At 59.7% G+C, this 19,090-nt stretch carries 17 protein-coding genes and 2 pseudogenes; 16 read left to right on the forward strand and 3 right to left on the reverse strand.

From position 1 onward, the window contains the following. Positions 1-10: 10 nt before the first annotated feature. From srlB to gutQ, 5 genes are all read left to right on the forward strand, one after another. Positions 11-373, forward strand: a complete 363-nt coding sequence (gene srlB / locus AAHB66_RS18370; RefSeq protein ID WP_333854558.1) for a PTS glucitol/sorbitol transporter subunit IIA — start codon at positions 11-13, stop codon at positions 371-373. A gap of 15 nt (positions 374-388) precedes the next feature. Continuing rightward, entirely contained in the window at positions 389-1,168 is a 780-nt protein-coding gene (gene srlD, locus AAHB66_RS18375) for a sorbitol-6-phosphate dehydrogenase (protein ID WP_106994503.1), read from the forward strand. A 102-nt stretch (positions 1,169-1,270) separates the two neighbouring features. Beyond that, on the forward strand, positions 1,271-1,630 hold the full coding sequence (gene gutM, locus AAHB66_RS18380) for a transcriptional regulator GutM (protein ID WP_347113977.1): 360 nt from the start codon (positions 1,271-1,273) through the stop codon (positions 1,628-1,630). 63 nt (positions 1,631-1,693) lie between these two features. Further along, entirely contained in the window at positions 1,694-2,467 is a 774-nt protein-coding gene (locus AAHB66_RS18385; protein WP_347113979.1) for a DNA-binding transcriptional repressor, read from the forward strand. Further along, entirely contained in the window at positions 2,460-3,425 is a 966-nt protein-coding gene (gene gutQ / locus AAHB66_RS18390; RefSeq protein ID WP_347113981.1) for an arabinose-5-phosphate isomerase GutQ, read from the forward strand. Before AAHB66_RS18385 ends, gutQ begins: the two co-directional genes overlap by 8 nt. Here the strand turns inward: gutQ and norR are convergent. Continuing rightward, positions 3,422-4,936 carry a nitric oxide reductase transcriptional regulator NorR gene (gene norR / locus AAHB66_RS18395; RefSeq protein ID WP_347113982.1) on the reverse strand — a complete coding sequence of 505 codons (1,515 nt, stop codon included), beginning with the start codon at positions 4,934-4,936 and terminating at the stop codon, positions 3,422-3,424. The genes gutQ and norR overlap by 4 nt on opposite strands. Before the next feature lie 189 nt (positions 4,937-5,125). Between norR and norV the strand changes: the two genes are divergently transcribed. The 4 genes and pseudogenes from norV (at position 5,126) to AAHB66_RS18415 (ending at position 9,063) form a co-directional block, all read left to right on the forward strand. Then, a complete protein-coding gene (norV, locus tag AAHB66_RS18400; RefSeq protein ID WP_347113983.1) occupies positions 5,126-6,574 on the forward strand; it encodes an anaerobic nitric oxide reductase flavorubredoxin in 1,449 nt (482 codons plus the stop codon). Then, positions 6,571-7,705: pseudogene (gene norW / locus AAHB66_RS18405) on the forward strand (NADH:flavorubredoxin reductase NorW). Before norV ends, norW begins: the two are co-directional and overlap by 4 nt. Positions 7,706-7,869: 164 nt before the next feature. After that, complete coding sequence (locus AAHB66_RS18410) at positions 7,870-8,022, forward strand: hypothetical protein (RefSeq protein WP_347113984.1); 153 nt, start codon at positions 7,870-7,872, stop codon at positions 8,020-8,022. A gap of 147 nt (positions 8,023-8,169) precedes the next feature. Continuing rightward, on the forward strand, positions 8,170-9,063 hold the full coding sequence (locus AAHB66_RS18415; RefSeq protein ID WP_347113985.1) for an SgrR family transcriptional regulator: 894 nt from the start codon (positions 8,170-8,172) through the stop codon (positions 9,061-9,063). Positions 9,064-9,823: 760 nt separating this feature from the next. On the opposite strand, the gene AAHB66_RS18420 is transcribed toward AAHB66_RS18415, so the two are convergent. Further along, positions 9,824-10,837: a LacI family DNA-binding transcriptional regulator gene (locus tag AAHB66_RS18420; RefSeq protein WP_347113986.1), complete on the reverse strand. Its 1,014-nt coding sequence runs from the start codon at positions 10,835-10,837 to the stop codon at positions 9,824-9,826. 244 nt (positions 10,838-11,081) lie between these two features. On the opposite strand from AAHB66_RS18420, the gene ascF reads away from it, so the two are divergent. The 6 genes and pseudogenes from ascF to AAHB66_RS18450 all read left to right on the forward strand — a co-directional run bounded on the left by ascF (position 11,082) and on the right by AAHB66_RS18450 (position 18,213). Then, positions 11,082-12,533: a PTS cellobiose/arbutin/salicin transporter subunit IIBC gene (gene ascF / locus AAHB66_RS18425; protein WP_347113987.1), complete on the forward strand. Its 1,452-nt coding sequence runs from the start codon at positions 11,082-11,084 to the stop codon at positions 12,531-12,533. 18 nt (positions 12,534-12,551) lie between these two features. Next, the gene (locus AAHB66_RS18430) at positions 12,552-13,976 is read left to right on the forward strand and encodes a 6-phospho-beta-glucosidase (RefSeq protein ID WP_347113988.1); all 1,425 of its coding nucleotides are present in this window, start codon (positions 12,552-12,554) and stop codon (positions 13,974-13,976) included. Positions 13,977-14,169: 193 nt separating this feature from the next. Further along, a complete protein-coding gene (locus AAHB66_RS18435; RefSeq protein WP_347113990.1) occupies positions 14,170-15,168 on the forward strand; it encodes an ABC transporter substrate-binding protein in 999 nt (332 codons plus the stop codon). Beyond that, a pseudogene (locus AAHB66_RS18440) lies at positions 15,168-16,206 on the forward strand (iron chelate uptake ABC transporter family permease subunit). The gene AAHB66_RS18435 and the pseudogene AAHB66_RS18440 overlap by 1 nt, the downstream one beginning before the upstream one ends. Next, positions 16,206-16,967, forward strand: coding sequence for an ABC transporter ATP-binding protein (locus tag AAHB66_RS18445; RefSeq protein WP_347113991.1), 762 nt, complete (start codon positions 16,206-16,208; stop codon positions 16,965-16,967). Before AAHB66_RS18440 ends, AAHB66_RS18445 begins: the two are co-directional and overlap by 1 nt. A gap of 13 nt (positions 16,968-16,980) precedes the next feature. Next, on the forward strand, positions 16,981-18,213 hold the full coding sequence (locus AAHB66_RS18450) for an MFS transporter (RefSeq protein WP_347113993.1): 1,233 nt from the start codon (positions 16,981-16,983) through the stop codon (positions 18,211-18,213). Between the two features lie 3 nt (positions 18,214-18,216). Here the strand turns inward: AAHB66_RS18450 and AAHB66_RS18455 are convergent, their stop codons facing one another. Next, complete coding sequence (locus AAHB66_RS18455) at positions 18,217-18,561, reverse strand: nitrous oxide-stimulated promoter family protein (protein ID WP_347116520.1); 345 nt, start codon at positions 18,559-18,561, stop codon at positions 18,217-18,219. Positions 18,562-18,750: 189 nt separating this feature from the next. Here AAHB66_RS18455 and AAHB66_RS18460 point away from each other — a divergent pair, with 189 nt between their 5' ends. After that, positions 18,751-18,981, forward strand: a complete 231-nt coding sequence (locus AAHB66_RS18460) for a SymE family type I addiction module toxin (protein ID WP_347113994.1) — start codon at positions 18,751-18,753, stop codon at positions 18,979-18,981. Positions 18,982-19,090: the final 109 nt, after the last annotated feature.

Genomic DNA, 19,090 nt, shown 5'->3' on the forward strand with positions numbered 1-19,090 from the left:
GGACTTCGTCATGACCGTGATTTACCAGACCACCATTACCCGCATCGGCCAGAGCGCCGCGGATGCGCTGAGCGACCAGATGCTGATTACCTTCCGTGAAGGCGCTCCGGCGGATATCGAAGAGTTCTGTTTTATCCACTGCCACGGCGAACTGAGCGGCGCGCTGCGGCCTGGCAGCCAGCTCACGCTGGGCGACGCGCGCTATCCGGTGACGGCAGTGGGCGATGTCGCGGAGCAGAACCTGCGCGAGCTGGGGCATATCACCCTGCGTTTTGATGGCCAGACCGCGGCGGAATACCCCGGCACCGTGCACGTTGCCGGGCCGGTTCCGCAGGCGGTGATGGCCGGTTGTGTACTGAAATTTGTGGCGTAATTAAAGGAGAGAAACATGGAACAGGTTGCAGTTGTCATTGGCGGGGGACAAACCTTAGGGGAATATCTCTGCCGCGGGCTGGCCGCAGAAGGGTATCGCGTGGCGGTGGTGGACATTCAGAGCGAAAAAGCCGCCCGGGTCGCCAGCGAGATCAATAAGGAGTTTGGCGAAGGCAAGGCGTATGGCTTTGGCGCCGACGCTACCAGCGAGCAGAGCGTGATGGCGCTGTCGCACGGGGTGAATGAGATCTTTGGCCGCGTCGACCTGCTGGTGTACAGCGCCGGCATCGCCAAAGCGGCATTTATCAGCGACGTGGAGCTGGGGGATTTCGACCGCTCGTTGCAGGTGAACCTGGTGGGCTATTTCCTCTGCGCCCGGGAGTTCTCACGCCTGATGATCCGCGACGGCATTGCCGGGCGCATCATTCAGATCAACTCCAAATCCGGCAAGGTGGGCAGCAAGCACAACTCCGGCTACAGCGCGGCCAAGTTCGGCGGCGTGGGGCTGACCCAGTCCCTGGCGCTGGATCTGGCCGAGTACGGCATTACCGTGCACTCGCTGATGCTCGGCAACCTGCTGAAGTCGCCGATGTTCCAGTCCCTGCTGCCGCAGTACGCCACCAAGCTGGGCATCGAGGCGGATCAGGTGGAGCAGTATTACATCGATAAAGTGCCGCTGAAGCGCGGGTGCGACTATCAGGACGTGCTGAATATGCTGCTGTTTTATGCCAGCCCGAAAGCCTCCTACTGCACCGGGCAGTCGATCAATATCACCGGCGGGCAGGTGATGTTCTGATTGTGCGGGCTGATGCCCTCACCCCAACCCTCTCCCACAGGGAGAGGGAGATTATTCGTAGGCCGGGCAAGCGAAGTGCCGCCCGGCAATTAAGGAGCTGATATGGTTACCACATTCATCACCGTCGCCGTTATCGCCTGGCTGGGCCAGCTGGCGCTCGGCGGCTGGCAAATCCACCGCTTTAACCGCGCCTTCGACGCCCTCTGCCAGAAAGGCCGGGTCGGCGTGGGCCGCTCCGGCGGGCGCTTCAAACCGCGGGTGATTGTCGCCATTGCGCTGGACGACAATCACCGGGTCTGCGACTCGTTGATGATGCGCGGGCTGACGGTCTTTGCCCGACCGATGAAAATTGCAGCGATTAACGGCACCGCGCTGCAGGAATTGAAGCCTGATGTGATCTTTCCCAATGATTCGCTCTGTCAGGATGCACTATCATTAGCGCTTAAATTGAAACATGGATAATTTCGATGTGAACGCTATAAGCTTGCGAAATTATCATTTCGCAACCTGAGGAACGCAACGCCTATGAAACCCCGTCAGCGGCAGGCGGCCATTCTCGACCACCTGCAAAAGCAGGGAAAATGTTCGGTTGAGGATCTGGCCCACTACTTTGACACCACCGGCACCACCATCCGCAAGGATCTGGTGATCCTGGAGAACTCCGGGGCGGTGATCCGCACCTATGGCGGCGTGGTGCTGAATAAGGACGAAGCCGATCCGCCCATCGATCACAAGACGCTGATCAACACCCATCAGAAGGCGTTAATTGCTGAGGCGGCGGTCAAGTATATCCATGACGGCGACTCCATCATCCTCGACGCGGGCAGTACGGTGCTGCAGATGGTGCCGATGCTGAGCCGCTTTAATAACATCACGGTGATGACCAACAGCCTGCATATCGTCAACGCCCTGTCAGAATTAGACAACGAACAAACCATCCTGATGCCCGGCGGCACCTTCCGTAAAAAATCAGCCTCGTTTCACGGCCAGCTGGCGGAGAACGCCTTCGACCATTTCAGCTTTGACCGGCTGTTTATGGGCACCGACGGCATCGATCTCAACGCGGGCGTGACCACTTTCAACGAGGTGTTCAGCGTCAGCAAAGCGATGTGCAACGCCGCCCGGGAAGTGATCCTGATGGCCGACTCGTCGAAGTTTGGCCGTAAAAGCCCGAACATTGTCTGTAGCCTTGAGAGCGTCGATAAGCTGATCACCGACGCGGGTATCGATCCGGCGTTCAAAAAAGCGCTGGAAGAGAAAGGAATCGAAGTGATTGTAACCGGAGAGAGAGATGAGTGATTTTCTGTTAAACGCGGGTCGCCAAACCCTGATGCTCGAACTGCAGGAGGCCAGCCGCCTGCCGGACCGTCTGGGAGAGGATTTCGTTCGGGCGGCAAACACCATTATTCAGTGCGAAGGGAAAGTGATCGTCGCGGGGATCGGCAAGTCCGGGCATATCGGCAAAAAGATTGCCGCGACCCTGGCCAGCACCGGCACCCCGGCCTTTTTTGTCCATCCGGCGGAAGCCCTGCACGGCGACCTGGGGATGATCGAAAGCCGCGACGTGCTGCTGTTTATCTCCTACTCCGGCTCGGCGAAAGAGCTGGATCTGATCCTGCCGCGCCTGCAGGAAAAATCGGTCGCGCTGCTGGCGATGACCGGTAAATCCCGCTCGCCGCTGGCGCTGGCTGCCAAAGCCACGCTGGATATTTCGGTGGAGCGCGAAGCCTGCCCGATGCACCTGGCCCCGACCTCCAGCACCGTGAATACCCTGATGATGGGCGATGCGCTGGCAATGGCGGTAATGCAGGCCCGCGGCTTTAATGAAGAAGATTTTGCCCGCTCCCACCCTGCCGGGGCGCTGGGCGCACGCCTGCTGAACAAGGTGCACCATCTGATGCGCACCGACGAGGCCACGCCGCAGGTGAAGCTGAACGCCAGCGTGATGGATGCGATGCTGGAGCTGAGCCGCACCGGCCTGGGGCTGGTGGCGGTCTGCGATGACGACAATCAAGTGAAAGGCGTCTTCACCGACGGCGACCTGCGTCGCTGGCTGGTGGGCGGCGGCAAGCTGGAGGTGAGCGTCAGCAGCGCCATGACCACCGGCGGCCTCACGCTGAAGGCCGACAGTCGCGCTATTGAAGCCAAAGAGCTGCTGCTGAAGCGCAAAATCACCGCCGCCCCGGTGGTGGACGAAAATGGCCGCCTGTGCGGCGCCATCAACCTGCAGGATTTCTACCAGGCAGGCATTATCTAGCTTTTCAGACCCAGACGTTTCGCCAGCCGGTGCAGGTTGGCGACGTCGGTCTCCAGCGCCCTCGCGCTTGCCGCCCAGCTGCGACCGTTCTGCTCCAGCGCCCGGGCAATCGTCTGGCGCTGAAACTCTTCCGTCGCCTCACGCAGGTTCTGATTCACCACCACCGGGGTTTCCAGCGTCACCGCAGGCGCGCTCTCATCATGCAGGGCAAAATGCTGGGCGTGGATCACCACGTCATCCCCCAGCCGCGCCGCCCGGGCCAGCACTACCGCCCGGTGGATGGCATGCTCCAGCTCGCGCACGTTGCCCGGCCAGCCGTAGCTCAGCAGGTGCGCCCGCGCGCCGGGGCTGAGCACCACCCGGGATAACCCCATCCGCAGCCGGCACTGTTCGCAGAAATAGCCCGCCAGCAGCACCACGTCCTCGCCCCGCTCGCGCAGCGGCGGCACCGAAAGCGGGAAAACGCTCAGGCGATGGAACAGGTCGGCGCGGAAGTTGCCGGCCAGCACCTCTTCGCGCAGATCGCGGTTGGTGGCCGCCAGCACCCGCACGTCAACCCGCAGGCTGCGGTCGTCGCCCACCCGCTGGATATCGCCGTACTGCAGTACCCGCAGCAGCTTGGCCTGAAGCGCCAGCGACAGCTCGCCAATCTCATCGAGGAACAGGGTGCCGTTATCGGCCATCTCAAACTTGCCGCTGCGGTTGCTGATGGCTCCGGTAAAGGCCCCTTTGACGTGGCCGAACAGCTCGCTCTCCGCCACGCTTTCCGGCAGGGCGGCGCAGTTGAGGTAGACCAGCGGATTAACCGCCCTCGGTGAGGCCTCGTGGATGGCTTTCGCCACCAGCTCTTTGCCGGTGCCGGTTTCGCCCTCGATCAGCACGTTCAGGTCGGAGGCGGCGACAATCTCAATCTCTTTTTTCAGGCTCATCATGCCCGGCGACAGGCCGATCATCTCGGTATTTTTCACCTGCTCAAAGGCCGCCGGGCCCGCGGGCAGGCTGTTCTGGCTCTCGAGCTGCTCAATCAGCAGGGCATTGTTCAGCGCCCCGGCGGCGAGAGCGGCAATCAGCCTCAGCTCTTCGTCGCTGAAGGTATCGAACTGGTCCGGCGACATGCCGTCGAGGGTCAGGGCCCCAATCAGGTTCTGCCCGGCAAACAGCGGCAGGCCGATACAGGCGTGCACCTTCAGGCTCTCCTGGCCGGGGATCAGCCCGTCGTAAGGATCGGGCAGGTCGCTGTCGGCCGGGAAGCGCACCACATCCCCGGCGCGGGCGATAGTCTCCAGCCGCGGATGGCCCTCCAGGGTAAAGCGCCGCCCCAGCACGTCCTGGGCCAGGCCGTCGATCGCCAGCGGGATAAACTGCCGTCCTTCATAGCGCAGCAGCGCCGAGGCATCGCAATCCAGCACGTGACGCAGGGTGGAGATCAGCCGCTGAAAACGATCCTGATGACCAATGCCGCTCTGCAATTCAATGGCGATTTTCGCCAGCACCTCTACAGAAAAACTCATTCTCGCCTCGCTGTCATTTTGACAATGCATCTTGTCATATTGACTATATCAATGACAGTCAAATTGACTACCTATCAGGGGTTAATATTTTAAAAATGCTTTAAAATCAATATAATAAAAAGTTGGCACGCAACCTGCAATTACCATTACATCTTTCGTTTAATTTCGCTGTATTAAGTTGAGGTTGCTATGTCTATTCTGGTTAAAAACAATATTCATTGGGTTGGTCAACGTGACTGGGAAGTACGTGATTTTCACGGGACGGAGTACAAAACGCTGCGCGGCAGCAGCTACAACAGCTATCTCATCCGGGAAGAAAAAAACGTCCTGATCGATACCGTCGATCATAAATTCAGCCGTGAATTCGTGCAAAACCTGCGCAGTGAAATTGACCTGGCCGATATCGACTACATCATCATTAACCATGCTGAAGAAGATCACGCCGGGGCGCTGACCGAGCTGATGTCCTGCATCCCGGACACCCCGATCTACTGTACCAATAACGCCATCGACTCCATCAATGGTCACCATCACCATCCGGAGTGGAATTTCAACGTAGTGAAAACCGGTGACTCACTGGATATCGGCAACGGCAAACAGCTGATCTTCGTTGAAACTCCGATGCTGCACTGGCCGGACAGCATGATGACCTACATGACCGGCGACGCCGTGCTGTTCAGTAACGACGCCTTCGGCCAGCACTACTGCGACGAACGTCTGTTCAATGATGAAGTGGATCAGGCCGAGCTGTACGAGCAGTGCCAGCGCTACTACGCCAACATCCTGACCCCGTTCAGCCGTCTGGTCACGCCAAAAATTACCGAAATCCTCGGCTTCAACCTGCCGGTGGATATGATTGCCACCTCCCACGGCGTGGTATGGCGTGAGAACCCAACCCAGATCGTCGAGCAGTACCTGAAATGGGCCGCAGACTATCAGGAAGACCGCATCACCATTTTCTACGACACCATGTCCAACAATACCCGCATGATGGCCGACGCGATTGCCCAGGGCATCAACGAAGTGGATCCGAACGTGGCGGTGAAAATCTTTAACGTGGCGCGCAGCGACAAGAACGACATTCTGACCAACGTCTTCCGCTCCAAAGGCGTGCTGGTGGGCACCTCCACCATGAACAACGTGATGATGCCGAAAATTGCCGGCCTGGTGGAAGAGATGACCGGCCTGCGCTTCCGTAACAAACGCGCCAGCGCCTTCGGCTCCCACGGCTGGAGCGGCGGCGCGGTCGACCGTCTCTCTACCCGTCTGCAGGATGCGGGCTTTGAAATGTCGATGAGCCTGAAGGCGAAATGGCGTCCGGATCTGGATGCGCTGGAAATCTGTCGTCAGCACGGCCGCGACATTGCACGTCAGTGGGCGCTCGCTCCGCTGCCGGAAGCGACCGCTAAAGCCGCACCAGAGCAGGAAGCCAGCGCCGGTGCAGAAGCGGCAGCCGCCGACCTCGGCCCTTGCATGCAGTGCAGCGTCTGCCAGTGGATTTACGATCCGGCCCTCGGCGAACCGCTGCAGGATGTCGCCCCAGGCACACCGTGGAGTGACGTGCCGGATAACTTCCTCTGCCCGGAATGTTCCCTCGGAAAAGACGTCTTTGACGAACTGGCATCGGAGGCAAAATGAGCCAGGGTATCGTGATTATCGGCTCGGGCTTCGCCGCCCGCCAGCTGGTGAAAAATATCCGTAAACAGGATGCGAACGTCCCGCTGACGCTGATCGCCGCGGACAGCATGGATGAGTACAACAAGCCGGACTTAAGCCACGTTATCAGCCAGAGTCAGCACGCCGACGACCTCACCCGCCAGACGGCGGGGGAGTTTGCCGAACAGTTTAACCTGCGCCTGTTCCCCTACAGCTGGGTGACCGACATCGATGCCGCAGCACACGTGGTCAAAGCGAAAGACCAGCAGTGGTCGTATGACAAACTGGTGCTGGCCACCGGGGCCTCGGCCTTTGTGCCGCCGGTTCCGGGCCGCGAGCTGATGCTGACCCTCAACAGCCAGATGGAGTACCGCGCCTGCGAAACCACGCTGCGTGACGCCAAAAGGGTGATGATTGTTGGCGCGGGGCTTATCGGCAGCGAACTGGCGATGGATTTTTGCCGGGCCGGGAAAGCGGTCACCCTGGTTGACCACTCCGCCAGCATTCTGTCGGCGCTGATGCCAGCCGAAGTAAGCAGTCGCTTACAACATCGACTGACCGATATGGGCGTGCATCTGCAGCTGAAATCCCAACTGCAAAGCCTGACCAAAACCGATAACGGCATCTGCGCCCTGCTGGATCGCGACCGCTGCATTGAGGTGGATGTGGTCATTGCCGCCACCGGCCTGCGTCCGGAAATCGGGCTGGCCCAGCGTGCCGGGGCAGAAACAAACCGCGGCGTGAAGGTCGACAGTTATCTGCAAACCACGCAGCCGGATATCTATGCCCTGGGCGACTGCGCCGAAATCAACGGTCAGGTGCTGCCGTTCCTGCAGCCGATCCAGTTAAGCGCCATGTATCTGGCGAAGAACCTGCTCGGGGGGCAATACCCCATTGAAACTGCCTGCGATGCTGGTGAAGGTCAAAACGCCGGAACTGCCTTTGCATCTGGCAGGCGAAACTCAGCGTCAGGATCTGAACTGGCAGATCGCCATCGAACCTCAGGGGATGGTGGCGAAAGGGGCCGACAGCGAGGGCAATTTACGCGCCTTCGTGGTCAGCGAAGATCGCATGAAGGAGGCCTTCGCCCTGCTGAAATCATTACCTGTTTAACCCTCAAACTCTTGCTCTACTCGTTGTATGCTTGTCCGATTTTGCCTTTCGCAGCCCCGGTGCCCCGGGGCTTTTTTAATGCGGAACAGCTGCTAAACCCCGTCCTGTTTTAATCCCTTTTTGCGGCCTACCCTGTTGCGGTACTCATCAGCCGGAGACCGCCAATGAACAACTTCACCCAGGAAATTAACTATCTTGCTGCCTGGTTCAGGCAGGTGAAGAAGCATGAACATATTTTATTTCGCTGGCTGTATCTCAGCCCGGAAGCGCGCATTGAGCGCCTGCGCGAGCTTATGATACCTGTCAGTAAGCGCTGATTGCCCGGCGGCGCTCACGCTTGCACGGGCCTACGGTTTTTGTAGGCCGGGTAAGGCGTAGCCGCCACCCGGCAAAACAAACCGCACTGTTTATTATCCCGCAAAAACCCCTACACTCTTCGCAACGCCTTTGTCAGGGATGCCGCCATGCGCCAGATCCAGAAAATCCGCCAGTACCAGCGGCTCGCCGTGCATTACGGTTTGAGCGCCAGACTCACCACCATCGCCGAGGTGGCGGAGGTGGCGCTGTGCAGCGAACGTCACGCCCGCACGCTGTTACGCCAGCTGGCAGAAAGCGGCTGGCTAAGCTGGAAGGCGCAGGCGGGGCGCGGGCATCGCGCCACCCTGCACTGCCTGGTGACCACCAGCGAGCTCAGCGCCCCGCTAATGCATGCCTGCCTGGAGAAGGGGGATTATCAGAGCGCGCTCCAGCTGGCAGACGGCGATCCGGCCAGCCTGCACCACATCATCACCCCGTTTCTCGGCGGAAAATGGCTCAAGCATCAGCCGACGCTGCGTATCCCCTGGTATCGCCCGCTCACCTCCCTGCACCCGGCGCTGCATCGTCGGCGCGCCGAGCAGCATATCATCTGCGCGGTTCACGCCGGGTTAACCCGTTATGAACCGGGCCAGGCGCAGCCGGTGGCCGATCTGGCGCACCACTGGGCCTGCTCTGACGACGGGCTGCGCTGGCATTTTTACCTGCGCAGCGGTGCGCACTGGCATAACGGCCAGCCGCTAAGCGATGACGATATTCTGAGTGCGGTACAGCAGCTGCTGAGTGATCCGGCGCGTAACAGCGGGTTGCTGCATATCGACGCGGTCACCCTCGTCGCCCCCCTGGTGTCTGGCGGTATATTTGCATGCCCCGGATGCCCTGCTGGCCCACCGCCTGGCGCATCCGGTCTGCCGCCTGCCGCACCCCCGACAGCCGGAGATTGGCGCCGGGCCGTTCGCCATTGCCCGGCACCACTCACATTTTCTGCGCCTCGAGCGCCAGCCCTGGTACTTTGCTGCCCATCCGCTGCTGCACGCGATTGAGTTCTGGCGCACCGGCACGGTCGCCGATAAACCGGCGTGGATAACGGTCGGAAAAGGCAGCGCTCCGCAGGAAGCGGTCACCTCAACCAGCAGCGGGTTTGCATGGCTGATGGTCAATGCGAAACTGCCCAACGCGCTGGCCGCCTGGCTGCGCCAGACCGCCCTGACGTTCAACCAGCAGTGCTTTGGCCGCCGCGAGGATCTGCAGATCCAGACCGAAATCCTCCCGGGCCTGCAGGTGCCTACCCTGGCTGCGCCCGCTGATATCGACCTGCCGCCCCGGCTGAAACTGGTGTGCTACAACACTCCGGAGCTGCGCGAGCTGGCTGAAACCCTGCGGCTTCAGCTGCAGCCCCACGGCTGTGAGCTGCAGACCGAGTGGAAAGATCGCGACGGCTGGTATGCCCCGGATACCCTGGCGGATGCCGATCTGCTGCTGGGGGATCATCTGGCGACCGGAATGGCAGCCTTTGCGCTGGCGGAGTGGTTTATCTATGAGCCGGCCTGGGCCACGGCTTTAGGCGAGGCGGGATGGGAGGCGGCAAAACAGCAGCTGATGCAAACCAGCGACAGCGCAGCGCATTTTCACGCCCATCTGACGCCCTTTTTCCAGCGCCTGCTGGCGGAGGGGCGCTGCACGCCGCTGTTCCACTATCGCTACCGGATCAATGCTCTGGAAAACGTGCAGGATATGGTCCTGACCGCGGGCGGCTGGCTCGATTTTACCCGCGCCTGGCTGCCCCCGGCCGCCGAACTGTGATTAGCGGTGCGGACCGGGGATCACCGAATCACGCAGGATCAGCTCCCCGTCAAAGGTCTGCTGGAAGGTGAACTCTCCGCCGTCGAGCATAAAGATCAGGCGGCTAATGGTCTCTTTTACCATCTCGGTCACCGGTACGCGTACGCTGGAGAGCGCGGGCACCACGTAGGGCGCCATCGCAATGTCATCGAAACCGACTACCGAAACCGCTCCCGGCGCGGCGATCCCGCTGTCGTGGAGCTGCTTAATGGCACCGATCGCCATGTCGTCGTTGCTTGCCACCAGCGCGGTAAAATTCTCACCGCGCGCCAGCAGCGTCGCCACCCCTGCCGCCCCGCTGGCCGGCGTCCATTTGCCCTCGACAATCAGCGATTCGCGCAGCGGGATCCGGTGCTGGGCCAGCGCGTCCCTGTAGCCGGAAAGACGCTCAATCCCGGTGGGGGAATCCAGCGATCCGGTAATAAACGCGATGTCGCGATGGCCCTGTTCGATAAGGGTCGACACCGCCGCCTGGCTGGAGGCTTTATGATCTGACCAGACGCAGTGGCTGCTGTTTTTGCGCAGGCGACGGTTGAGCACCATCACCGGCTGCTCGTGCTTCTGGATGATCTCGTCCATCTCATCAACGCTGAGAAAACGCGGGTAGATGATGATCGCATCACAGCGCATATCGAGCAGATACTGAATCGCTTCGCGCTCTTCGTCGGCGCTGTGCTTGCCATCGGCGAGGATCAGCTGCCGCCCTTTCTCCTCGGTCATTCTGGCGGCGTGGAACAGCAATTCGCTGAAATAGACCCCGTGGTAGAGGGTGTTGGTCACCACCAGCCCGAGGGTTTGCGTGCGTTTGGTCGCCAGGTTGCGCGCCAGTAAATTGGGGCGGTAGCCGCTCTCCTCAATCGCCTGAAAAACCCGGTCTTTTGTCTCCTGGCTCACGTAGCCATTGCCCGAAAGCACCCGGGAAACCGTCGCCTTCGAGACCCCTGCCCGCTTCGCCACTTCCAGCATCGTGGTCATCAATCTGTTCCGTCTGAATCTGATGAGCGGCAGTGTACTGTACCGCGTGGAAAATGTCGCAGCAGGACGATCACGCTTTTAGGGCCCTTATGCGATCGTCATCACGAATCTAAAAAATGGTCAAAACGCGATCTTGTTTGATCCCAGGAAACTCTTCATGATTTTGTGGAACCGGTTTCCTATATAAGTTTCATCGTTGCAGACGGTGAAGACGTACCTTACTGATAAAACAGGATACAACCCGATGGCCAAAAATTATGCTGCGCTGGCGAATGCCGTTGTCAGCGCGCTCGGCGGCAAAGACAACATCGTCGCCGTCACCCACTGTATGACCCGACTGCGCTTCGTGGCGAAAGACGAGAGCCTGATCGACAGCGCCACGCTTAAGAGCATCAGCGGCGTGCTGGGGGTAGTGCGCAACGACAACCAGTGCCAGGTGATCATCGGCAACACCGTTTCTCAGGCCTACCGCGAGGTGGTCAGCCTGCTGCCTGCCGACCTGCAGCCTGCTGCGCCACAGGGGCCGCAAAAGCTGACCCTGAAACGCATTGGCGCCGGGATCCTCGACGCGTTGATCGGCACCATGTCGCCGCTGATCCCGGCGATCATCGGCGGATCGATGGTCAAACTGCTGGCGATGATCCTCGAGATGACCGGCGTGCTGACCAAAGGCGAACCGACGCTGACCATTCTGACGGTGATCGGTGACGGGGCGTTCTTCTTCCTGCCGCTGATGGTGGCCGCCTCTGCCGCCGTCAAATTCAAAACCAACATGTCGCTGGCGATTGCCATTGCGGGCGTGCTGGTTCATCCGAGCTTTATCGAGCTGATGGCCAAAGCGGCGCAGGGCGAGCACGTCGAGTTCGCCTTGATTCCGGTCACCGCGGTGAAATATACCTACACGGTGATCCCGGCGCTGGTGATGACCTGGTGCCTGTCGTATATCGAACGTTGGGTGGATCGCATCACGCCAGCGGTGACGAAAAACTTCCTGAAGCCAATGCTGATCGTGCTGATTGCCGCCCCGCTCGCCATCGTCCTGATTGGGCCGCTGGGGATCTGGATCGGTAGCGCTATCTCCGCGCTGGTTTACACCATTCACGGCTATCTGGGCTGGCTGTCCGTTGCCATCATGGGCGCGCTGTGGCCGCTGCTGGTGATGACCGGGATGCACCGCGTCTTTACCCCAACCATCATTCAGACCATTGCCGAAACCGGCAAAGAAGGGATGGTGATGCCGTCTGAAATCGGTGCCAACCTGTCGCTCGGCGGTTCGTCGCTGGCGGTAGCCTGGAAAACCAAAAACCCGGAACTGCGCCAGACGGCATTGGCCGCAGCGGCTTCTGCCATCATGGCGGGGATCTCTGAACCCGCGCTGTACGGCGTGGCGGTTCGTCTGAAACGCCCGTTGATTGCCAGCCTGATCAGCGGCTTTATCTGCGGTGCTGTCGCCGGTATTGCCGGACTGGCCAGCCACTCAATGGCGGCACCGGGCCTGTTTACCAGCGTCCAGTTCTTCGACCCGGCTAACCCGATGTCTATCGTCTGGGTATTCGGGGTAATGGCCCTGGCCGTTGTGCTCTCTTTCGTGCTGACCCTGATTCTGGGCTTTGAAGATATCCCGGTAGAAGAGGAAGCGGAAAAAGCGCGCGCCCTGCAAACCGCACCGGTCCAGGCCAAAGCAGCACAAGCATAAATGTTTAGCGAGGTAACAATGTCAGTTTTTCCACAAGGATTTTTATGGGGCGGCGCACTGGCCGCTAACCAGAGCGAAGGCGCATACCGCGAAGGCGGCAAGGGCCTGACCACCGTCGATATGATCCCCCACGGCGCCAACCGCCTGGCGGTAAAAGTCGGCAAGGAAAAACGCTTTTCGCTGCGTGATGACGAGTTCTATCCCAGCCACGACGCGATCGATTTTTACCATCGCTATAAAGAAGATATCGCCTTAATGGCCGAGATGGGCTTCACGGTATTTCGTACCTCGATTGCCTGGAGCCGTCTCTACCCGAACGGCGACGAGCCGCTGCCTAATAAAGAGGGAATTGCCTTTTACCGTGCGGTGTTCGAGGAGTGCAAAAAGTACAACATCGAGCCGCTGGTGACCCTGTGCCACTTCGACGTGCCGATGCATCTGGTCACCGAGTACGGATCCTGGCGCAACCGCAAGATGGTCGACTTCTTTGCCCGCTATGCGCGCACCTGCTTCGAGGAGTTCAACGGGCTGGTGAAGTACTGGCTGACCTTCAACGAGATCAACATCATGCTGCACAGCCCGTTCTCCGGCGCCGGGCTGGTGTTTGAGGAAGGCGAAAACGAAGATCAGGTCAAGTACCAGGCGGCGCACCACGAGCTGGTGGCAAGCGCGCTGGCGACCAAAATTGCCCACGAGGTGAATCCTGAACACCAGGTCGGCTGCATGCTGGCGGGCGGCAACTTCTACCCGTACTCCTGCAAACCGGAAGACGTGTGGATGGCGCTGGAAAAAGACCGCGAAAACCTGTTCTTTATCGACGTGCAGGCCCGCGGTAGCTACCCGGCGTACTCGGCCCGCGTGTTCCGCGAAAAAGGGGTGGTGATTGTTAAAGACCCCGGCGATGACGCGCTGCTGAAAAACACCGTCGATTTTGTGTCGTTCAGCTATTACGCCTCGCGCTGCGCGTCGGCGGATATGAACGCGGGCAACACCAGCGCGGCCAACATCGTCAAATCCCTGCGCAACCCGCACATCGAGGTAAGCGAATGGGGCTGGGGCATCGACCCGCTGGGCCTGCGCATCACCATGAACATGATGTACGACCGCTACCAGAAGCCGCTGTTCCTGGTGGAAAACGGGCTGGGGGCGAAAGATGAGATTGACGCTAACGGCGAGATCAACGATGACTACCGCATCAGCTACCTGCGGGAGCACATCCGCGCCATGGGCGATGCGATTGAAGACGGCATTCCGCTGATCGGCTACACCAGCTGGGGCTGTATCGATCTGGTGGCCGCCTCAACGGGCGAGATGAGCAAGCGCTACGGCTTTATCTATGTCGATCGCGATGATGCCGGCAACGGCACCCTCGATCGCAAACGCAAAAAATCGTTCTGGTGGTACAAGAAAGTGATCGCCAGCAACGGTGCAGATTTAGAATAACCCCCCTTCGCCGGGCGGCGCTGCGCTTGCCCGGCCTACAATCGTCCTCACAAACCCAATAGTTTCATGGCGTTATTATCGTTCATTGACACCATGAATATATCATTGTATAAAACTCCGCCGAAATAAATGATATTCATTCTCAGCCAGGCGCTCGAGCTGGCATCAATAAATTAATGAAGGATAGCGTTTCATGAAAAAGGTCATCAGCGCATTAGGATTGCTGATCGCAACAGCAGGCTCGGCTTTTGCAACCACGTATCCTCTGACGATTGAGAATTGCGGATATAAAGAAACCTTCACCAAAGCGCCGGAACGCGTCGTCGCGCTGGGACAAAACACCGTTGAAATTCTGCTGCTGTTAGGCCTTGAAGATAAAGTTGCTGCCAGCGCCTTCTGGCCAACCAAAGTGCTGCCGCAGCTGGCTGAACAGAATAAAAAAGTCAAAACGCTGACCGTCGAAATCCCGACCCTGGAATCTATTCTGGCGCAAAACCCGGACTTCGTTCCGGCGCAGCTGCCGCTGCTGCTGGGGCCAGAGAGCAAAGTCGCCAAACGCGAAGATCTGGCCACCGTGGGCGTCAACAGCTATATGTCGCCGGGGATGTGCGCCACCAAAAAAGACATTGGTGATATGTACGGCAGTCGCCAGAAGCTGTGGGACATGACCTTCCTGTATAAAGAGATCGAAGATTTCGCCAAAATCTTTAACGTCGAAGATCGCGGTCAGGCGCTGATTGCCGACTTCAAAAAGCGCGAAGCCGATCTGCGCAGCGAATTCAGCAAAAACAAAAAAGACCTCTCCTTCGTCTTCTGGTTCTCCAGCTCCTCCCCCTCTTCTGACGCCTACGTCGGCGGCAAAAACAGCGCCTCCGGTTTTATCGCTAACGTGCTGGGCGGCCACAACGCCATTACCTCCGAAACCGAATGGCCGACCGTCGGCTGGGAAAGCATTATTGCCGCTAACCCGGACGTGATCGTGGTCTCCAGCCTCGACCGTAATCGCTGGGCGCTGGACGATGCCCAGGAAAAAATCAAATTCCTGAAGAGCGATCCGGCCGTCAGCCAGCTCGATGCCGTTAAAAAAGGTCATATTGTGATCATGGACGGCCAGGCGATGAACCCGACCATCCGCACCATCTTCGGCGCGGAGCAGGTTGGTGAGCAGCTCAGAAAGATGGGACTCAATTAATGACCGCTGTGGTTCAACAGACCCGACATAACTGGCTGCTGCCGGCGTCGGGTTTTCTGGCGATAGTGGCGTTGCTGCTGGTGATCGCCATCGGCGTCAGCGTGGGGGAGTTGTCGATCCCCCCTGCAGAGCGTGTTCTATGCCATTACCAATAAAATCGGCTTAACCGAGGTTCCGCTCAACCGCATCTACGAGAGCGTGATCTGGGACTTCCGCCTGAGCCGGGCGCTGGTTGCCGCCTGCTGCGGTGCGGGCCTGGCGATTTGCGGCGCGGTGCTGCAAAGCCTGCTGAAAAACGCCCTCGCCGAACCCTACGTGCTGGGCGTCTCTGCCGGGGCGTCCACCGGCGCGGTCGCCGTCGTGGTGCTGGGCATTGGCAGCGGCACCGTCACCCTCTCCGCCGGGGCTTTTGCCGGAGCCTTTGCCGCCTTTGCCTTTGTGGCCCTGCTCACCAACGGCGCGCGCGGCGGCAGCGAACGCACCATCCTCGCAGGGGTTGCCGCCTCGCAGCTGTTTAACGCCATCACCGCCTGGACCGTCAGCACCTCGGCCAGCGCCCAGCAGGCGCGCGACGTGATGTTCTGGCTGCTGGGCAGCTTTAGCGGCGTGAGATGGCCGGAGTTCCAGCTGGTACTGGTGGTGATGCTGGTGGGTCTGGCGATCTGCCTGTATTACGCCCGCGCGCTGGATGCCTTCACCTTTGGCGACGATGCCGCCGCCTCGCTGGGGATCGCTGTGCCCTGGGTGCGCCTGATCCTGTTTATCGTCACCGCGTTAATGACCGCGACCATCGTCAGCATGGCGGGCTCCATTGGCTTTGTCGGCCTGGTGGTACCACACATGATGCGCTTCTTCTTTGGTCCGCTGCACCGCACGCTGCTCATCGCCAGCGCGCTGGCCGGGGCGATCCTGATGGTGCTGGCAGATATCGCCTCCCGCCTGCTGATCGCCCCGCAAAGCCTGCCGGTTGGCGTGGTGACCGCGCTGGTGGGCGTCCCGTTCTTTGCCATGATTATCTATCGTTCAAGGAATAAGTGATGAGCATCACTGCTGAAAATATCACCTGGAAGGTGGGTAAAAAGATCATCGTCGACGATGTCTCTCTGGCGGTATCCCAGGGGCAGACCGTCGGCCTGCTGGGGCCAAACGGCTCCGGCAAATCGTCGCTGCTGCGGATCCTTGCCGGGTTGCGTCGCCCACATAGCGGCACCGTCGCGCTGGATGGTAAAAGCATCAATGGGATCGCCAAAAAGCAGCTCGCCCGCCGGGTGGCCTTTGTGGAACAGCATGGTATGACCGATGCCAATATGCGCGTGCGGGACGTGGTGAAGCTGGGGCGTATTCCGCACCACTCCCCGTTCTCCGGCTGGACGGCGCAGGATGACGAGACCGTCAATTCAGCGCTGAAGACGGTGGATATGCTGCATAACAGCGATCAGGGCTGGCTGAGCCTTTCCGGCGGTGAACGCCAGCGCGTACACATTGCCCGGGCGCTGGCCCAGATGCCGACCGAAATCCTGCTGGACGAGCCCACCAACCACCTGGATATCCACCACCAGATGCAGCTGATGCAGTTGATCAGCCAGCTGCCGGTCACCAGCATCGTCGCCATTCACGATCTTAACCACGCCGCGATGTTCTGCGATGCGCTGATTGTGATGCAGAAAGGGCGTATTGTCGCCTCGGGCACGCCGCAGGAGATCCTTACCGAAGAGCTGCTGTGGGAGGTGTTCCGGGTGAAAACCCGCATTGAGCTGTCGCCTTACCACGGCAAAAAACATATCCACTACCTCGTCTGAGGCGAGGTAAGTCGTGCTCCCGATCCGTCCCGCAACGCAACTCTGGCCGCCCGTATTACTGGGCAGCCAGTTTGTTTTCAACATCGGTTTTTATGCCGTTGTCCCCTTCCTGGCGATCTTTTTACGCGACGATATGCTGCTCTCCGGCGGGCTTATCGGGCTGGTGCTTGGGCTGCGAACCTTCTCCCAGCAGGGAATGTTTATCGTCGGCGGTGCCCTTTCCGATCGCTACGGTGCGCGCATTATCATTCTTTGCGGCTGCGTGGTGCGGGTGGTGGGCTACCTGCTGCTGGCCTTTGGCTACAGCCTGCCCGTTATCATCGCCGGAGCGTGCCTCACCGGGATCGGCGGCGCGCTCTTCTCCCCCTCCATCGAAGCCTTGCTGGCAAAAGCCGGAACCCGCAGCGAGGCGCAGGGCAAACGCAGCCGCGCCGAGTGGTTCGCGCTGTTTGCGGTATGCGGCGAGCTGGGAGCGGTGCTTGGCCCGGTGGCTGGAGCCCTGCTCACCGGCCTGGGCTTTCGTCAGGTGGCGCTGGCCGGGGCCGCGGTCTTCGTGATGGCCCTGATTGTGCTTTTCTTCTACCTGCCGGCCGGGTCGGCAAAAAACCAGCCGCTGCAGATCACCCCGTGGTGGACTACTTTTCGCCAGCCGCGGTTTGTGGCGTTTATCATCGCCTGGAGCAGCTGGCTGTTAAGCTATAACCAGCTCTATCTGGCGTTGCCGGTTGAGATCCAGCGTGCCGGGGGGAGCGAAAAAGATCTCGGCCCGCTGTTTATGCTGGCCTCGGGGCTGGTGATCCTTTTTCAGCTACCGCTGGCGCGCTTTGCCCGTCGGATGGGCGCGGTGCGGATCCTGCCGGTGGGCTTTCTGCTGATTGCTGCGTCCTTCCTGAGCGTGGCGCTCTTTGCGCCCTCAGAGCCGGCAACCGGCTGGCTGCGTCTGCTGCCTGCGGCCTGCTTTGTTACGCTACTGACCACCGGACAGATGCTGCTGGTGCCGGCGGGCAAAGACGTGGTGCCGTGGTTTGCGAGTGAATCGACCTTAGGCGCACACTACGGCGCGCTAGCCACCGCGGGTGGATGCGCGGTGCTGGCGGGAAATTTGTTGCTGGGCGATCTGCTCGACCAGGCGCTGACGCCCTCCGTCGGGGCAAGCACTCCGTGGCTGGTGCTGGCGGTGTTCCCGCTGTGCAGCGCCCTCGCCATGGTGGTTATCTGCCGCCCGATGCGCAGGCCGCGTGCCTGAGGGTCATTTTTTCGGGCGGTACTTTTCCGGCAGCGCCGGGACCGGGCGGCGATCGTCGATCAGATGGCGAATGGTTAAAATCGGGTGACGCCAGAGCATCCGCGGCCCCGCCCAGCGCATCACCTGTTTCATCTCTTCCCGTTTCGCCGGCTGATAGCAATGAACCGGACACTGCTTGCAGGCCGGTTTCTCCTCGCCAAACACGCATTTATCCAGCCGCTTGTCAGCGTATTCGTTCAGCGCCGGATAGTGCCCTGCGGCTTTTGATGCCTCCGGACACTGCTTTTCATACAGCGCGATCATCTTGCGGATGGTCTCTTTTTCGCGCGCGATGCGTTTTCCTGACATGGTCTGATACCCATTGATAAGTTGCATTTATAATAACTTTTTCGGTGGGGATGTTCAGCCCGATTTCATCTTTTACATTGCATTTCCTGAAGGCGCTTCGCAGTTATACGTTTGTCTTCGCCACATTTTACTGGCATTTTATACAGGTGTTTATTTCACCGGATCCTTCCCTGAGAAAAAGGAGTTTCTATGTCGGATATGTGCATGCCCAGACCCAGCCGCCATCTCACCGTGGGCTATTTCAGAAAGCGTCACGAGGATCGTAAGACCAAGATCCCGACGCGCTACAGCGTGCACGCTGCGCTGAGCTTAAAAGGCGACTGGCTGGAAGAGGCCGGTTTTAAAACCCATTCCCGGGTGCGGGTGCTGGTTGAACAGGGGAAATTAGTGATTGAGCTGATTGCTGACGAGGCGGGCTAACGCCGCGACATTTTGCTGCGCCGGGCCATTTTTTCATGCGACAATAGCGGCAATACACGACGCTAACGTCGCCTGAACAGCACTATTTTCAAAGAAATGGACATCATCA

The sequence above is a fragment of the Leclercia sp. S52 genome, assembly GCF_039727615.1.
Classification (GTDB): domain Bacteria; phylum Pseudomonadota; class Gammaproteobacteria; order Enterobacterales; family Enterobacteriaceae; genus Enterobacter; species Enterobacter adecarboxylatus_B.